This window comes from Anabaena sp. WFMT (assembly GCF_051781005.1).
Taxonomy (GTDB): domain Bacteria; phylum Cyanobacteriota; class Cyanobacteriia; order Cyanobacteriales; family Nostocaceae; genus Anabaena.
Map to the genome: position 1 here is coordinate 38556 of NZ_JBPWOA010000025.1, position 16765 is coordinate 55320.

Below are 16765 nucleotides of genomic sequence, written 5' to 3' on the forward strand. Positions count from 1 at the left end.
ATCTCCCCGCAAAGAAGGGAGAAATGATAAAGGCAGAGGCGGCTCCGCGAGAAAGAGACAACTGAAAAAACAAAGACAGATGCTGAGAAACAAACTCAAGGAGGCTCAAAAAACCGAAAAAAATCAAAACAACCAGCAGAAGAGGGAAGGAATTTTAACCTTCCCTCTTTTTTTGGGCTTTTCTCAAACAAAAACCAGAACTTACGCAAGTGTCACATTAAATATCTCTGGTAGGGTGTGGTTCGACAAGCTCACCAACCACGTCAGACTGCATAAACACCGTCAATAAACAGATTTTTGATATCTGACGCACCCTACAAAGCAAGCCAGTTGCGTAAGTCCTAAAAAAGAATAAGAATAAAAATAATTTCTCAAAAGTACTTGACATAGCCTCTACTTAACTGCTATATTATCAAAAGTTGACTTGTTCCATTGGGGCGTAGCCAAGTGGTACGGCAGCGGGTTTTGGTCCCGCCATCCCTAGGTTCGAATCCTAGCGCCCCAGCATTTTAGTAAAGGGTAGGCTTTAAAGCCTACCCTTTTTTTATTAGTTTTAACAATTGAATTTCCCCGCCTTGTTGAATAGAATTCGCTGTAACATAAACCAAATCCATACAAGTGGACTATAGAGTAAAGGGCATTAAAAAGCGAATCTTTTGTATATACTAAAAACGGGTTAAAAGTGTTATTCTGTTCCCGGAGCGTGGCGTATGACTCCTGCGTCGTCACGCTGCGCTATAGCCATACGAAGTGTTCGCGTAGCGTGCGCTGCACTACCTTACGCTCAGTATGACATAAGTCCAGATTTCACCCGTTTGCAGTATAGCAACGGGCAAGAAGTTTAAGAAATCAAGCGTAGTGCTAATGCCAACACAGTAGCATACCGTAGGTATTGATGAAACTCTTTCCACAACAGGGTTTTACTCCTGACTCCGTTCGGCTGACGCTCACGGCGAAGCCTGACTCCTGCAATAAAATCACTTTTCAGGTGATTTGAGCGCCTGATCTAAAACTTGTCTAGCCTGTTCTGCTTTAGTTTTTGCTTCTTGATAACGGATATTAGCTTGGGCAAAGTTTTTGAGAACCTTAAAACCTTCCTTGAGACGGGTAATTTCTTCCTCAGTTACTAAATTATCTGAGAATAGGACATCAACCGCTTTGCGAATTTCCAAGGCTTCAGCCCGTGATTCTTGTACTTTCAGCTTGAGTGTGGCTAAGTTGTTGAGAATTTGTACAGCTTGGGTAATTGCATCTTCACCACTTGCTGTATCAGTGGTTGGTTCTTTAATTTCAATTAATTGTTGAGGGCCAAATCCTTCTTCTAGTTCGGTGGTTAGTTGATCCGTCTCCATCAGTTCCATCAACTGATCCATCGCTTTGTCACGGGCTTTAGCTGAGTCTTTACCAGGAACAGAGATGATAATTTCTGGGCTTTGAGCGAGGGTATATTGAACCATAATGGGCAGAAAATTGCGGGTTTACCAGGCTTGAGAGCAGCTAAACATATGAATTGTCCAGCGCCATAATGACCATATCACTTACTCAAGAGTTTGTGTTGTGTGTCGTCACCGGAAATCAAACTTATACTAGATCATAGGTAAACTGAAATACAAGAGGAAAGGAGAGCTATGACTCCCAATCCCGCTATCATGCGATCTGTAGAACAATTGGGCTATCGAGTCACTACTGGTGATGTAGCAGCTCAGGCTGGATTAAATGTAGCTGAAGCAAATAAAGGATTATTAGCCCTAGCATCTGACGCTGGTGGACATTTGCAGGTGGCAGAAACGGGTGATATTGTTTACCAGTTTCCCCAAAATTTCCGAACAATTTTAAGGAATAAATACTTGCAATTACGGTTGCAGGAATGGTGGAAAAAAGTTTGGGGAGTGCTTTTTTACCTGATTCGCATTTCTTTTGGCGTTTTTTTAATTCTTTCTATTGCTCTGATTACTGTCACTATCATTATTATCATTACTGCTGCTAACTCAGATCGAGATAACGACAATCGAGGTAGCGGTTCTCGTGGGTTGAATTTTTTCTTTTTCCCAGATTTATTCTGGTATTTTAGCCCCGATTATAGAAGTCGCTCCCAGGAACGACGACGTGAAAGAGGAGAAAGCAGTAATCTCAATTTCTTTGAGGCTGTATTTTCGTTTTTATTTGGTGATGGTAATCCTAATGAAAACTTGGAAGAGCGTCGCTGGCAAGAAATTGGTACTGTGATTCGGAATAATAAAGGGGCAGTAGTGGCAGAACAAATTACTCCCTATATAGATCATCTGGGTGAGAAGTATCAGCAAGAGTACGAAGATTATATGTTGCCTGTAATGCTGCGATTTAATGGACAACCGCAGGTAAGTCCTGATGGGCAAATTGTCTATTATTTCCCAGAGTTGCAGGTGAAAGCCAGTAAAAAGCAGCGTCAGTCTATAGCGCCATATTTGGAGGAATTTCCTTGGCGTTTTAGTGCGGCTGGTTCAGGACAAATTATGCTGAGTGCTGGTTTGGGTATACTCAATTTTGTTGCTGCTTTAATACTGGGGAGTTTGTTGCGAGATGGAACAGCGGCAGCACAAATAGGGGGGTTGGTAGGTTTTGTCCAAGGAATTTATTGGCTGCTGTTGGCTTATGGGGCAGGTTTCCTGGGGATACCTTTGGTGCGTTATTTCTGGATTCAATGGCGTAATGGCAAAATTGCTGCTCGTAATAGCGATCGCTTGAAAAGAGCTAGGCTATTAGCAAATGCAGATGATTCTTTACAGAAAAAGATGGCTTTTGCTGGTCAGTTTGCTACGGAAAAAGTCATTGGTAAGGAAGATTTGGTTTATTCGAGTGACACAGATTTGCTAGAACAGGAGTTTGAGCAGGTGAAAAAACAGAAACGGTTAGATGAGTGACGGGTAATACTTCTTTCCCAAGAAAAGAATATGGATTTAATGAACCGCGAAGGCGCGTTCGCGCAGCGTTCCGAAGGAAAGGACGCGAAGGAAGAAGGAAGAAGATAAATATTTTTCTCTTGCTTCCTCTATTTCCCCATTTTTAGCTTACTTGGCCTGAATCGGCGTTAGGGCTACATCTTTGTAATAATGTCCCAAAATTTGGAGGTAACTGGCTCCGCGTTGAGCTAAATTGTAAGCTCCCCATTGGCTCATTCCTAAGCCATGACCATAGCCTAGTCCTTGGAGGACAAAACTGCCATTTTCTCCTTTGCTGACAGTAAATCGGGTACTTTTAAGCCTGAGTGCGGTGCGAACTTCTTCACCTTTAAGTACTTTAGTACCTTGATCACCAACGATTTTTAAGGTTTTTACACTGCGGAAAGGGGAGAAGGATTCAGCAATCATTTCTTTGATGTTGCCTATACCGGAAATTCTGGAGCTAATTTCTGCGGGTGAAAAGGTTTTTACCCAATTGCATTCTTTAACATTTTGATCAAAATCTTGGACTGCACGTAGATAAGGTAGGGTATTTCCCCAAACATCTTCTACGTTTTCGGTGTGTCCACCAGAACAGGCATGAAAAACGGAGAGAATAATTTTGTTGCTATGGGTGAGGACTTTCCCTGCGGTGTTGTCTACTGCGGTGTAAGTGTTACTGGATTCGCTGCTGACACCTTTGTAAATTTGCCAGCGATCTGGACTATCCCCTAAATCATAGACGGGATTGTTGCGCTGTTTTTCTCGTTCATAGAGAGCATAGGTACGGGCTGCGATCGCTTGAGCTTTGAGTGCTTCTGGTGGCCAACTAGAATCCATTTCCCCACCGATAACGCTGTAGAGATATTCTTCTAAATCGACCCAATTAACTGCTGTTAAGCCTTTTTCGGTAGGAATGACAAGGGTTCTGCCTCTAAACCAGCGATCGCCAATATAAACAAATCCCTTACCTGTTGGTTCAATCCAAAATAACCCTGATTGCCATTTATCCAAAGCCACTCCCCCAGGAACTGATTGAGCCGCATAAGCACTCATTCCTGGTAATTGTCCGAGAGTACGGCCAGTACTATCTTTAACTATAGCCGTCGTGGAAGCACCTACCTTGACTTGATTCACACCCCTTTCAATTGCTACGCGCAGGATGACAGATGCTTGAGCAGGAGCAACCAAAACGAACCATAAGAGGATACCTACCCACCAATGTCGTCCTTTAATTTGGGAAAATAAAGCACCTAAATAAAGTTGGATTTTCATGCTGATTGTCTAATCACAAGCCTCTACAAGTTCAATAAGACGTTCTCCCAGGTGGGAGGTTGCCACTTCTACCTATTATGCAGTTTGCTCAGGTTCTCAACCAGAAATTAGCTGATCATCATTTTGACTTAATCAGCAGATTTCACGGTGTCAGCACGTTCTGAGGATTTTTTCACTTTATAAGACTTGTGAGCTTCATTAGCAACAATGCCAATTAAATTCAACTGGCTCAAAATTTCCGTTGCTTGCATCAGTTCCTGTGGAGTTAACTGACCAATACGACCTACTATCACAATTCCATTACAGGCAGATGCAATAATTCTGGCATCAACACTATCTAAAACAGAAGAAGCATCTATCAGAACTAGGTCATACATTTGCTCACAGGACTCGATCAATTCTTTCAGCTTTTCTGAACTGAGCAGATTTACCACATCTTCTGGTGTCGGTCCAGCAGTCAAAACATCAATGGAAGGGTGAATAGGCTGGATATAATTATGAACTTGAGTTTTAACATCATCCAGCAATAACAAAGATAAGCCCCAATCATTGGAAATCTTGAGGATTTTGTGTAAACTGGGCGATCGCAGATTAGCATCAATAACTAGTACCCGTTGATGCATATGTGCCGCACTAGCTCCAAGCCCCAAAGTTAAAGTTGTTTTACCCTCTCCTGGTAATGCAGAAGTTAACATCAAAGACTTAAAAGGCAAAGACTGCTTGAATATTTGAATATTTTGGTAAATCATATCCAGAGTTTCATGACTGGATAATTTTGTATTGCTTTCTGTTATTATCGGTGATGAGCTTTGCCGTTTAGATCCGAATATCTGCTGGAATCTATTTTTTACATTCGGTTTACCCAATTTAGGAACAGATCCCAGTAAACGAAGATTCGTCAAATTCTGTAAATCCTGGGGAGAAAAAATTGCCTTATTAAACATTTCCCAAATCAAGGCAAATATCATACCTAAAATTGGTCCAATTAAAATTCCTCCAATTATCAATAACCATTTACGATTACCGATATAAATCCCCAAATCTGGTTCTTCCAAAACTTGCCAATCAAATCCTCCCTGAGCAATTTTCATTCCTAGAGTCTGTTGTAATTGCAACAATTGCTCAAGTGTTTTACGTTGAATTGTTACATCTGACAATAACCGATTATATTCAGATATAAGCCCAGGATATATATTTAGCTGTAAGCGAATATTTTGTTCAAATTTAGCCAAATTATTTTCATTAGCAATTAGCCCCATTCCCGTTTTCTGTAACTGTTTTAACTCATTAACTAACTTTGAATCGACTCCTAATAACTTTTGGGAATTACTATTAGTATTTACAGCTTGTTCTTGCAACTCTTGCTCTAATAACGCCATCTGAATTTTGCGTTTCTGCATCAGTCTGACTACAACTGGAGAATTTTCAGTGTAGCGCAAACTTTCTTGAGCCAAAGTCATTTCCGTATTTCTAATCTCATCCACCAAAGCTTGATAGCTACTCGAACGACTCAAACTAGCAGCTAACTGTGCATTTTGACTTGAAGATACTAATTTTTTCTCTAGGTTACTGTAGCGAAGTTGTATATCTTCAAGCTGTAAGCGAATAATTTTTCGTTGTTTTTGAATATCAACAAGAGATTCTAGTAAAATTTTACTCTGTACTCCTGGATCAATTAAATTATGTTTTTTGCGGAAAAATTCTAATTTTTTATCTGCCGTTAATACCTCTTGTTGCAACTTAGGTAATCTATTATTAACAAAAGCTAGTCCTTGATTGACACGCTCCTTCCTTTGTTCAATATTGTAGTCCTGGTAAACTTTCTGTAGAGCTTGTAATACGCGTTTAGTTTTTACAGGATTTGGGTCTTTAAAAGAAACTACAAATATTTGATTAAAAGCTGATGTTTCCTCTGCTGGTGCTATTTGCAAAGATACTTGATTAGCGGTATTAATTTTACCTTTGACATCTTCCAGGGTAATATTAGGATAATCTGAAAGCAGCAAATCGACAGCTTTTTGTAGGAGCTTAGAACTCCGCATTAATTTCATCTGATAAGTATATTCTACAGATGAATTATTAAGGTTAGTTAGCTCATTTTTTGTATCCTTCTGAATATTACTAGAACGTAATCCTTGATCTTCATCAGAACTCACCATGATCTGCATAGAACTCTGATACATGGGTTTGGTAATGACAGCAATAAGGCTTGTAACCGTCATCACCGCACAGGAAAACCCTAAAATCAGAAAGCGTCGGTGAAACAGAATGTTAGATATTTGTCTAATATTCAATACCCTTTGTTTAGAAGTATTAACCAGTTGTTTGCGATTTAGACCAGTTGTAGTCACTATAAAAGCCCTCTACTATCGAAACAATATATCTGGAAAATAATGATAAAAAAAGTCTTTTGAGATAATTTATACACTAATTTCTCTCTTAAACCACTAATATTTATTTTTCCAGGAAGATATAACTACTTGATAGAACATATCTTTAAGCAGCTATTCCATAATCAATTCATCCAGATATATGCCCGGTCAGCACTATGATAGTAAATTTATTTATTAGATTTTTAAATATTTAATAAAGGATAAAAAGGGAATATATAAAGGTTGATATATAGCCTTTCTCAATCATCAGCCTTTTAGGCACACTACGCGAACGTAATTAATAAATTAGACTATCCTCTAAGGGAGAATTCTATTATTGTTAGGATTATATATTATAATATCTCATTTCAGTGAGATTAGTGCTGCACCTTGGGCGCAGGAATGAGTATTGATACCATATATAGAGGTTTAGTATTGCTAAACCCCTACCTCGCATCTAGGTTTTTTATTTGGCTGAATTTTTAACACTATCGACGACACTTCCTACATCCTTATTTAGGATAACTTCACGCCGTCTAGGTACGTCATAAACCATGAAATCATGAGCCATCATGGTATTAGGGAAAATAGCACGGGCTTCCCGAAGTAAATCTTTTAACTCAATGGCATTTCCTGGAGCATAGCGGGGACTAAAATGAGTCATAATTAGTCTATTCACCCCGGCTAGATAAGCTGTTTGTGCTGCCATCGTGGTTGTAGAATGTAATCTCTGAAAAGCCATATCTGCATCTTGATGAGCAAAGGTAGCTTCATGAATTAACACATCCGCATCTTGTGCTAATTGCACCGCACCGTCACAATAAACTGTATCTGTACAATAAACAAACTTGCGTCCAATTTCCGTAGGCCCACACAATTGGCTACCATCAATTACACTTCCATCTTCCAGCGTAACTGTTTCACCTCGCTTGAGTCGACCATAAATTGGGCCGGAAGGAATTTGTAAAGCTTTTGCTTTTTCTACATCAAAGCGTCCAGCTCGGTCTTTTTCTGCAACACGATAGCCAAATGCTGTAATCCGGTGATGCAGTAGGCCACAGCTAACAGTAAACTCATCATCTTCATAAATTATCCCTGGTTGGACAGTATGTACCTTGATGGGATAAGAAAAGTGGGTGTGAGAGTAACGTGAAGCAGCTTGCAGATATTCATTTAATCCAGATGGACCATAAATATCAACTCGTTCTACATTACCGGCTAAACCACAACTAGCAAGAAGTCCCATTAAGCCAAAGATATGATCCCCGTGCAAATGGGTGATAAAAATTCGGGAAAGTTGGCTAACTTTGAGGTCACTCCGCAAAATTTGATGCTGTGTACCTTCACCACAGTCAAACAACCATAGTTCTGCCCGTTGTGGCAATCTCAGTGCAATACTAGAAACATTACGTGATCTTGTTGGTACACCGGAACTCGTCCCTAAAAATGTTATCTGCACAGCGTTTTTTAGCCTTCTTCTTGCTCAGGATGAAGATTTATTCTTTATAGTTACACAATTGTTGAGCAAAATCCTTTCGGCAATCAGCCACTTGCAAAGGAGCAAAATGCCAAATTTGAATAACTTACCTATGATAGCTCACAAGGCATCCGGGCCAAGATAACTCACAAATAGTTCCTTGAGGATAAATGGGAATCCTTTGAAATTTACCTTTAATTTGTCGTGCTAAATTTTTAAATTGTTGTGTTCCCCTACCTTCTCTGGAAGAGTTAACGCCTAAACCATCATCTATAACACTCAGCGTATACCAACCGACAGATAAAGAACAAGTAACTTTGAGGCAGGTTACTCCTGTGGCATATTTACCAACATTACACAAAGCTTCTTCTAGAAATCTGCAAATTCCTCGCTTATCGTCAATAGTTAAACTTTGTTCATCTATAGCCTCAAAAGTCCGAATTTTCAACTTGATGGTTCTAAAGCAGGGAAAATCTCGTTCTAAGGTGTGGCTATAAACTTGATAGAGAATTTCATGCAGGGGATCTTGTAAATTTAGGACTGTACTGTTTCCCAGGTAAAGACTTGTTTCATGAGTTAGGGTTTCTTGTTGCCAAAATTCATAAACTTCTCGGAGTTCTTGGTTTAATTTTTCAAGTTCTTGTTCTAATTCTGGTAGCAGTTTATGAATTGATAAATCTTGTCTTTTCACCAGTCTCAAAACTCTGTCTAGGCTTTGCAATGGTCCGTTATGAATTGTTTCAAATACAATTTCAATCATAACTTGTCTAGCTTTGATTACAGATTTTAAAGCTTGATCATATTGATATAAAGCTGTGATTGTTAGAGTATTTAAAGCTAAAACAAAAATTGCTGAAAATGTGGGAGTCAAGCCACTCCAAGTCCAGAGGATATAACTAGCACTTACGAGGTTAGAAATAGCAATACCAATAACTACAATATTTTTTAATGGATATATTTTCAACATCCAGATAGATTTCCATCTTCCTTCAATTGCTTTACAAAATTTAGACTGCATAAGCTTTAGCTCCAGTCTGGATAATTAGTTATTTGATACAGCAGCTATCAGATGTGAAACCCTCTTGGTGTATGACTCTGTAACTAAATAATGTACTTATTTTACCTGCACTACGCTCTATTTATTAGTCAATTAATCCTTCATCTCTGGCTCGCATTTCTGTTTGAATACGGATATTTTTACCTTCTTCAGGGTAAACATTTAGGGCATCTTGTAACTTACTCCAATAATGACGTACCATGCGTTCTGATACACACATTTCTTCAGCAATTGCTTTATCTTGTAAGCCTTGTTCAAATGCTAGATTCAATACCTTCAACCACTCTGGTTTTACCTCTAATCCTGAGTGGACTCCTTTGATGTCTTTTGTATGGGTTAATCCTTGTAATGCCCAATCAACTCTCGCTAACATTTCTTGGGTAGAAAGACTTTTGTCAGCAATAGTAAAGCCTCCTTTATGACTATCAATATCTAAACGAATACGTACCAATGTTCTGACATGAGCGCTTTGGACAACTATATTTAAGTTGGGATATTTTTTCATCAAAACTTTCAGAAGTTGAATACCATTATCAGGTCTTGCTGTGAGTCCATTTTCATCGGGAATAGAAAGATCCATAACTATTAAATCATGCTGTAAATTCGTAACTTGAGCAAGAACACTTTTAGTATTTATTGCAGTAATAAGTTCAGCCTGAGGATAGTTTTTTCGTAAGATATTAACTGTTCCGCTTAAAACTGATTCGTGGTCATCAATTACTAGGATTTTCAGCAATTTATTAGCTGATAAAACTTGTTCCATATTTAACACTGAATGATGACACAACTAGACAAATTTTATTTTATCTAATGCAATTACTTGGCTTATACTCAATTGTATTTATGATAATTTATTCGCTATGAGGTATGTCACCCTTCCTCCGTATTTTTTAGTAAAATTTTACTAAACTATTCCCTCTTTATGGCTAAATAAGAATAATTACCAACAAAAATACCAAGCTATTCTTAGATTTCTACTATGGTAAAAGCATTTACCAGAAATCAAAAACTGAACACTATCACTGAGATATTTTAATTCGGGTAGATTGGAATAAGCAATCATACTTGATATATCAGGATAGGTAATATGCACGGTTAATTGTCCTGTATTTTCTTTTTCTTTCAGGCTGATGTTAATTGAGATAGGGGTTGAATACCCTGGCAGAGTTATTGTCAGTAATTCTTCTAAAGCCCTTAAAATTATGAAACTATATTCTACAGGTTCATTTCTCCAGGAGACTGGCATATCAATGTGGAAATATACATGAGAATTAGATGCTAACCAGGGGTCTAATAAACACTGAATTGAGAGTGGTAAGCTATCTTGAATATACACCGGACATAAACGATCACTTAATTGTACTAAAGAGTGATGAAAATCATCATTTTTTTTGATATAATCGGAAATTTCATGACTTGGTAAATTCAGATTATCTATCTTTAATATATCTAAACCACGACGAATAGTAAAAGATTCTTGCAATAAATTTTCTCGAATTTTTTCAGCTTCTAAAAACAGCTTTATGGATTGTCTATGAGACCACCACTGTAATGCTTGTTGAATTTTTTGATCTGATGTCATAAACTTACCGATGATTATGACTTTACTGTAAGTAAGAGATATAGGAATCTGCGTTGATTCCTGTATCCCTTACGGGAAGCGTAGGCATATTTATTTTCACAAAATAGTTTTTATATACGCCATGAAGAAGTTAAATTAAAGAAAAAACAATCCAACTATGATAAAGGTTTAGTTTTAACTCAATTTGCTCATAAATCAGTAATCAACCTGGCTTTTCTGAGCATAAATTGTAGTGCTGTTTCTTCTCTAGAAATAATGTCAGCTTTTACTTCCATTCCTGATTGAATATAACATTGATGATTTGTATTACCAAATTCAAGCCTTTCCGGTTGAATAGTTGCTTCAAAGTAGCTACTAGCTGTTGCTATATTCGGATTATTTTGGCTCTTCATTACATCTGGAGAGATGGTTTTAACTACGCCTTTGAGAGTGCCATAATCAGGATAGGGACAAGAGCTAACACGCAATTGCACTTTTTGATCAACGGCAATCTTTTTAATTTCTGCCGTAGGAATCATAGCTTTAATAACAAGAGAATCATGATCAGGAACAATTTCAGCAATAGAGTCACTAGTACGCACTACTTGACCAGGGTTGCGTAAATTTAGCTTGAGAATAATACCATTACTAGTGGCAATAATCACACTTTTTTGTAATTGGTTCTCTAATTGTTGAAGTTCTTTTCGAGATTCATTAATTTGAGTTTGTAATTGAAATCTGCGCTCAATTAATGCTTGTTTTTCTTTATTCAAACTAGCTATATTAGCTTTACCTTTAGCAGTTTCTTGGGAAATACGCTCTTGTGCCATCATCACCATTGCAGTAGTTGGATTAACCGCAGCTTTAGCTGATCTGACTTTAATTTTAGCTATTTCAAAAGATTTTTCTTCGGCTTCTAGTCTTAATTGTGTCTGCTGCACAACCAATTTTTTCTGCTCAAATTCCCGCCGTCCAATTGCGCCAATTTGCGATAGTTGTTCATAGCGATCTCTATCTATTTGGGCAAATTCTAAATCAGCTTTAGCTTTTTCTAAATCTGTCTTGGATTTTTGCAAACTTGCCTCGGATACGAGAAATTCACTTTCGGTATTAATTTGCCTTTCTTGATATTCCCGTTGGTTGCGTAACAAATCTGCTTTCGCCGCCGCAACGATTCTTTCTATAACTTGTTTTTCTGCCAAAGTCTGAATATCTAAAGTATGAATTTGGGCATCAATTTGAACTAGTTGCAGATTACCTTGTTGGATATTACCTTGCAATTGGCTTTTTTTGATTGTCAATTGTTCGGTATCAAGATGGGCAATTACATCTCCCATTTTCACGAACTGATTTTCTTTAACTAAAATACTTTTAATGGTTCCTTCCATCTCTGGTTGTACCACACGAATTTCACCTGTAGGACGAACAGTACCAGGAGCTTTGACAGTGACATTATATTTCACCCATGAAGAAAGAGTAATTGCAGTAACAACAGTGCCAATGAGAGAAATACCCGCTAAAGATGTCCAACGACTAATCGGAGGAAGAAACTCATTATTCTCTTCTGAAGAGATAAGTTTTTGGTGATGAGTGTAGAGCATAAGTACCTAAATAATTAACAACAATTAAGGAATTAGAAAATCTAAATGCTCCCCTGCTTTAGCTTTTAAATCTTCTAAATTACCTTGAATTTTCAATTTTCCTTGATCTAGTAAAACAATCCAATCAGTACGATTAATTACTTTGGGACGATGAGTAATTAAAATTGTGGTTTTACCTTGGCGATATTTAAATAATTGCTCCAAAACTTGCGCCTCACTCACAGGATCAAGTCCACCAGTAGATTCATCCAAAATTAAAATTGGTGGTTCTGTAACAATAGCTCTGGCGATGGCTAATCTTTGACGTTGACCACCAGAAATATTAGCGCCAAATTCACCTAAAATAGTTTGATATTTTTCAGGTAGTTTACTGATAAATTCATCAGCACCAGAAATTTGGCAAGCTCGAACAATTTGCTCAAATGTAACGAATGGCGCTCCTAAACGAAAATTTTCGACAATGGAACGACTCCAAAAATGAGCATCTTGGGGAACTAAAATCACCTGTTGACGCAGACATTCTAAAGAAAGGTCTTGTAGGTTATAAAGTCCAATGCGGATATTTCCAGATTGGAGAGGATATAATCCAGCAAGTAATTTAGCAAGAGTACTTTTACCACAACCAGATTTACCAATAATAGCAACATTTTTACCTCCGGGAATTGTTAAAGAGAAGTCTTCTAATAGGTCAATTCTTCCAGCATAATGAAAGTTGATATTTGTACAAATTATGTCAGCATCTGTAGTAATTTTAGAAAAAGGCTTTTTCCCATCTCCTTCATTTTCTGGCGTTGCATCTATAACTTCTGTCAGACGTTGTATGGCAGTTCTCGCACGAGTAAATTCCTCAACAAAACTGATAACAGTAGCAATTAAACCCAGAAAGTTGCCATTCATGGAGTTAAATGCGAGTAGCTGCCCAATACTCAGGTTTTCATCTGGCTTAATTACCAAATTCCCGCCAAACCAGAGCAAAATAATACCGCCAATAGCAGAAACAAAGCTAGAAAAGGTATTATTAATAATTCCTATCTGCATTGTGCGTAATGTCAGAGTGGCGAGACTACCAAATCGAGTTTGAAATTCATCTGAAAATTGTAAGCCAGATGTAGTAGTTTTAAGAGTTAATGCACCTTTAAATGTTTCTACTAAAACACCTTGAGCCTCTGCTTCTTTAACTAAAAGCTCACGAGTTTTTTGCTGTAAAGTTGGCTGGAAGACTAACGGAGATAAAGTCATTAATGCAGCAATAAATATTGCTACTAAAGTAAGTTTCCAGCTATAAAAAGCCATGAAACTAAAGGAGATGAAGGCAATAAAAAATTTGCTGGGTAGGCTGACAACGACTTGAGCAACTAACTGATTAATTTGGTTAATATCTTGGAGACGACTAACAATTTCTCCACTACGACGAGCTTCGTAATAAGAAAGTGGTAATCGCAGAATTTGTCTGCCAAATTCTATAACTAAACCTAATTGCAGACGTTGAGCAAAGTGAGCAATTAAGTTAGACTGAACCCAAGCAAGGCTGCTGGAAATTAAATTCATTACTACTACTGCGATCGCTATAGTAGTAAGTAGTTTGGTATCTCCGCGAACTAAAACATCATCTGTGAGAATTTGCAGCAAGAAAGGAGATGCTAAAGATAGTAATCCCAACAGTAAGTTGAGAGGTAAGGCTTGAGCTAGAATGGCGCGAAAATTCCACACGCGCTTGAAGAAGCGCCAAAAACCACCAATTTGATCATCTTCTCCTTTCAAAAAGAGTTCTGGATCTGGTTCTAATAAAAGCATCAACCAATCTGTCCAACCCTCTACTAAATCTTTTTGAGATAGATAACGCACACCTACTGCTGGATCGGCAATTATCCATTTTTTGCCTTTTTTACCGTAGAAAACAACCCAATGATTCCCTTTCCAGTGAATAATTGCTGGTAAAGGTGCTTCATGTAATCGGTTTAAAAGTTCTGGTGAAGTTTTGACTGGTGAAGCATTGAAACCAAGTGTTTTTGCTCCTCGCTGTAGTCCCAATAAAGTTGTACCAAATTGTCCTGTACCTACAGTTTCTCGGATGTGACTGAGAGTAAAATTCCGTCCATAGAATTTAGCAATTGCTGCCAAGCAAGCGGCACCGCAATCTTCTTGACTATGTTGTGAAACGTGAGCATATTTCATAATGCAAAAGGCTTATTTAAATTTCCAGTACATTTTTAAAATGCACATATTGTTTAGAGTTAATAATAAATAAATCTCGATTTAAATTTACTAATATTTACCCTTCCCATAAGATTTGATTATATATAAACTACCTGAATTGGTGATATATATACAATTCAGGTAGTTAATAAAATTCTTATAAAATAGGGGTATCAAGGAACTTAATAGGAGTCTTGGGTCAAGGGTTGTGCAAACTCAATAGCTATATCTTTTACAGAACCTAGAGAGCCTATTAGACTGCCTAAATCACTATAACCATTCATTTTATAGGGAATTCCATCTATTTCTCTTGTTAAAATATAAGAGTAATCGGTGGGATTCAAAGTTATAAGCCACGGACCTCCCCCAATAACAGTAGCAGATTCTTCGGGAGTGACATTTGTAAAAATCTGTCTTGTATTAATCATTTTCATATATCCTCCTTGAGATGGTTTTTAGAAACGTTAATTCTTTAATTAATCCATCAATTAAAATCCTGGAATATAATAATTTATCCAGTATTTAGCCAATCGAAAATAATATCTGCAAATCAATTTATACCCATGCTATTGCCCTACAATTTCCTCAATAAGCTCCAGATTTATTAATTACAGCGATATCAATAACCTCCCATTACCAAAACCATGAGAACCAGCTTATGCCAGAAGAAAAAGCATTAATAAAAAAGTTGACTGGAGGAGCCGCATTAATGAGTATATTCCACCCATTTTGTATTTCTCCCTCGGTTAAATTCACACCTCCTGGAGAAGCAGGGGTTTGGGCTAATAGCATATAAATTAGATAGTTAATCGGTCCACCACCGCTAACAACAGAAGCTTCTTCATCGGTGATTTCCGTGAAAATTGGATTTTTTTCGATTTCTTTCATTTGCTTATCCGTGCTTTTAGGGGAGACACTATTACTATCAATATTCTGGTAAAAAGTGAATACTATTAGATTTACAGTAAGCTCAGATATAACCCCTTAAAACAACTGGAAAAGACTATTTGCAATCAATTTATTTCTACAAGAAATTTGGTAAAGGGATGTATGAAAAATCCATCCCTTTTAGCCTATGCTTCATCCCTACTCTACGCCATTTTACTGCTACCAGACCCGCGCTCACTTGGCTTAATTTTGAGCAGCCCATATTCAGTTGGAATTGTTAAGACCAAGGGCGCGTTTTTCATCTCATCTGATGGAAACAGGCTGCTCATACTTAAAATATAGATTATACAGATGGAGTGATGTTAACGCCAGCCGCCGCATTTATGAGGATATTCCACCCTTTTTGTATTTCTCCATCGGTCAATGTAGTGCCTCCTGGAGAAGCAGGGGTTTGCGCCAATTGGATATACTGAAGGTAGCTAACAGGTCCACCGCCACTAGCAGTAGCAGATTCTTCAGTAGCAACTTGGGTAAAGAGGTGATTTTCGATAACTTGCATAGTTCAAGACTTCTTGATCTCAATTGATGTGATTTAATCTAGGGAACATGGATTCAACAAAATGTAAAACTTCAGTTTGGTAGTCTGTTATACGGTCGCTAAGACACCATCAGAAAGTTGTAGTTTATTAAATCCACGTTTATAAATGTTCTAATTTGATAGATTACAGAGATACAATAGTGTTAACGGCAGCAGCCGCGTTTATGAGGACATTCCACCCATATTGTATTTCTCCATCGGTCAATTGAGTGCCTCCTGGGGAAGCAGGGGTTTGTGCCAATTGGATATACTGAAGGTAGCTAACAGGTCCACCGCCACTAGCAGTAGCAGATTCTTCAGCAGCAACTTGGGTGAAGAGGTTATTTTCGATTACTTGCATGGTTCAATACTCCTTGATCTCAATTGATGTGATTTAATCTAGGGAACATGGATTCAACAAAATGTAAAACTTTAGTTTGGTAGTCTGTTATACGGTCGCTAAGACACCATCAGAAAGTTGTAGTTTATTAAATCCACGTTTCTAAATGTTCTAATTTGATAGATTACAGAGATACAATAGTGTTAACGGCAGCAGCCGCGTTTATTAGGACATTCCACCCATATTGTATTTCTCCATCGGTCAATTGAGTGCCTCCTGGAGAAGCGGGGGTTTGTACCAATTGGATATACTGAAGGTAGCTAACAGGTCCACCGCCACTAGCAGTAGCAGATTCTTCAGCAGCAACTTGGGTGAAGAGGTTATTTTCGATTACTTGCATGGTTCAATACTCCTTGATCTCAATTGATGTGATTTAAACTAGGGAACGTGGATTCAACACAATGTAAAACTTCAGTTTGGTAGTCCATTATCCGGTCGCTAAG

The 16765-nt window shown here is 37.8% G+C and carries 15 protein-coding genes and 1 tRNA gene; 2 read left to right on the top strand and 14 right to left on the bottom strand.

Annotated features, from left to right (window positions below):
• Nucleotides 1–433 precede the first annotated feature (433 nt).
• Nucleotides 434–505: transfer RNA gene (locus ACSQ6I_RS16350), tRNA-Gln, on the top strand.
• Between the two features lie 472 nt (nucleotides 506–977).
• Here the strand turns inward: ACSQ6I_RS16350 and ACSQ6I_RS16355 are convergent.
• Nucleotides 978–1457 (bottom strand): hypothetical protein, encoded by a 480-nt coding sequence (locus tag ACSQ6I_RS16355; RefSeq protein WP_438891352.1) that lies wholly within the window; start codon nucleotides 1455–1457, stop codon nucleotides 978–980.
• 171 nt (nucleotides 1458–1628) lie between these two features.
• Here ACSQ6I_RS16355 and ACSQ6I_RS16360 point away from each other — a divergent pair, with 171 nt between their 5' ends.
• Entirely contained in the window at nucleotides 1629–2900 is a 1272-nt protein-coding gene (locus ACSQ6I_RS16360) for a hypothetical protein (RefSeq protein WP_438891353.1), read from the top strand.
• Nucleotides 2901–3047: 147 nt separating this feature from the next.
• On the opposite strand, the gene ACSQ6I_RS16365 is transcribed toward ACSQ6I_RS16360, so the two are convergent.
• The 13 genes from ACSQ6I_RS16365 to ACSQ6I_RS16425 form a co-directional block, all read right to left on the bottom strand.
• Nucleotides 3048–4193: a SpoIID/LytB domain-containing protein gene (locus ACSQ6I_RS16365; RefSeq protein ID WP_438891354.1), complete on the bottom strand. Its 1146-nt coding sequence runs from the start codon at nucleotides 4191–4193 to the stop codon at nucleotides 3048–3050.
• Nucleotides 4194–4321: 128 nt separating this feature from the next.
• A complete protein-coding gene (locus tag ACSQ6I_RS16370) occupies nucleotides 4322–6544 on the bottom strand; it encodes a GumC family protein (RefSeq protein WP_438891355.1) in 2223 nt (740 codons plus the stop codon).
• A gap of 487 nt (nucleotides 6545–7031) precedes the next feature.
• Nucleotides 7032–8024 (bottom strand): ribonuclease Z, encoded by a 993-nt coding sequence (locus tag ACSQ6I_RS16375; RefSeq protein WP_438891356.1) that lies wholly within the window; start codon nucleotides 8022–8024, stop codon nucleotides 7032–7034.
• A gap of 124 nt (nucleotides 8025–8148) precedes the next feature.
• Nucleotides 8149–9060 carry a sensor histidine kinase gene (locus ACSQ6I_RS16380; RefSeq protein WP_438891357.1) on the bottom strand — a complete coding sequence of 304 codons (912 nt, stop codon included), beginning with the start codon at nucleotides 9058–9060 and terminating at the stop codon, nucleotides 8149–8151.
• A gap of 124 nt (nucleotides 9061–9184) precedes the next feature.
• Nucleotides 9185–9862 (bottom strand): response regulator, encoded by a 678-nt coding sequence (locus tag ACSQ6I_RS16385; RefSeq protein WP_438891358.1) that lies wholly within the window; start codon nucleotides 9860–9862, stop codon nucleotides 9185–9187.
• A gap of 177 nt (nucleotides 9863–10039) precedes the next feature.
• Complete coding sequence (locus ACSQ6I_RS16390; protein WP_438891359.1) at nucleotides 10040–10681, bottom strand: hypothetical protein; 642 nt, start codon at nucleotides 10679–10681, stop codon at nucleotides 10040–10042.
• A 188-nt stretch (nucleotides 10682–10869) separates the two neighbouring features.
• Entirely contained in the window at nucleotides 10870–12261 is a 1392-nt protein-coding gene (locus ACSQ6I_RS16395; protein WP_438891360.1) for an HlyD family secretion protein, read from the bottom strand.
• A gap of 24 nt (nucleotides 12262–12285) precedes the next feature.
• Complete coding sequence (locus tag ACSQ6I_RS16400; protein ID WP_438891361.1) at nucleotides 12286–14436, bottom strand: peptidase domain-containing ABC transporter; 2151 nt, start codon at nucleotides 14434–14436, stop codon at nucleotides 12286–12288.
• A 203-nt stretch (nucleotides 14437–14639) separates the two neighbouring features.
• Nucleotides 14640–14891, bottom strand: a complete 252-nt coding sequence (locus ACSQ6I_RS16405) for a hypothetical protein (protein WP_438891362.1) — start codon at nucleotides 14889–14891, stop codon at nucleotides 14640–14642.
• A 199-nt stretch (nucleotides 14892–15090) separates the two neighbouring features.
• Nucleotides 15091–15345 carry a hypothetical protein gene (locus ACSQ6I_RS16410; RefSeq protein WP_438891363.1) on the bottom strand — a complete coding sequence of 85 codons (255 nt, stop codon included), beginning with the start codon at nucleotides 15343–15345 and terminating at the stop codon, nucleotides 15091–15093.
• A 343-nt stretch (nucleotides 15346–15688) separates the two neighbouring features.
• The gene (locus tag ACSQ6I_RS16415; protein ID WP_438891364.1) at nucleotides 15689–15904 is read right to left on the bottom strand and encodes a hypothetical protein; all 216 of its coding nucleotides are present in this window, start codon (nucleotides 15902–15904) and stop codon (nucleotides 15689–15691) included.
• Between the two features lie 163 nt (nucleotides 15905–16067).
• Nucleotides 16068–16283, bottom strand: coding sequence for a hypothetical protein (locus ACSQ6I_RS16420; RefSeq protein WP_438891365.1), 216 nt, complete (start codon nucleotides 16281–16283; stop codon nucleotides 16068–16070).
• Nucleotides 16284–16446: 163 nt separating this feature from the next.
• Nucleotides 16447–16662 (bottom strand): hypothetical protein, encoded by a 216-nt coding sequence (locus ACSQ6I_RS16425; RefSeq protein ID WP_438891366.1) that lies wholly within the window; start codon nucleotides 16660–16662, stop codon nucleotides 16447–16449.
• Nucleotides 16663–16765: the final 103 nt, after the last annotated feature.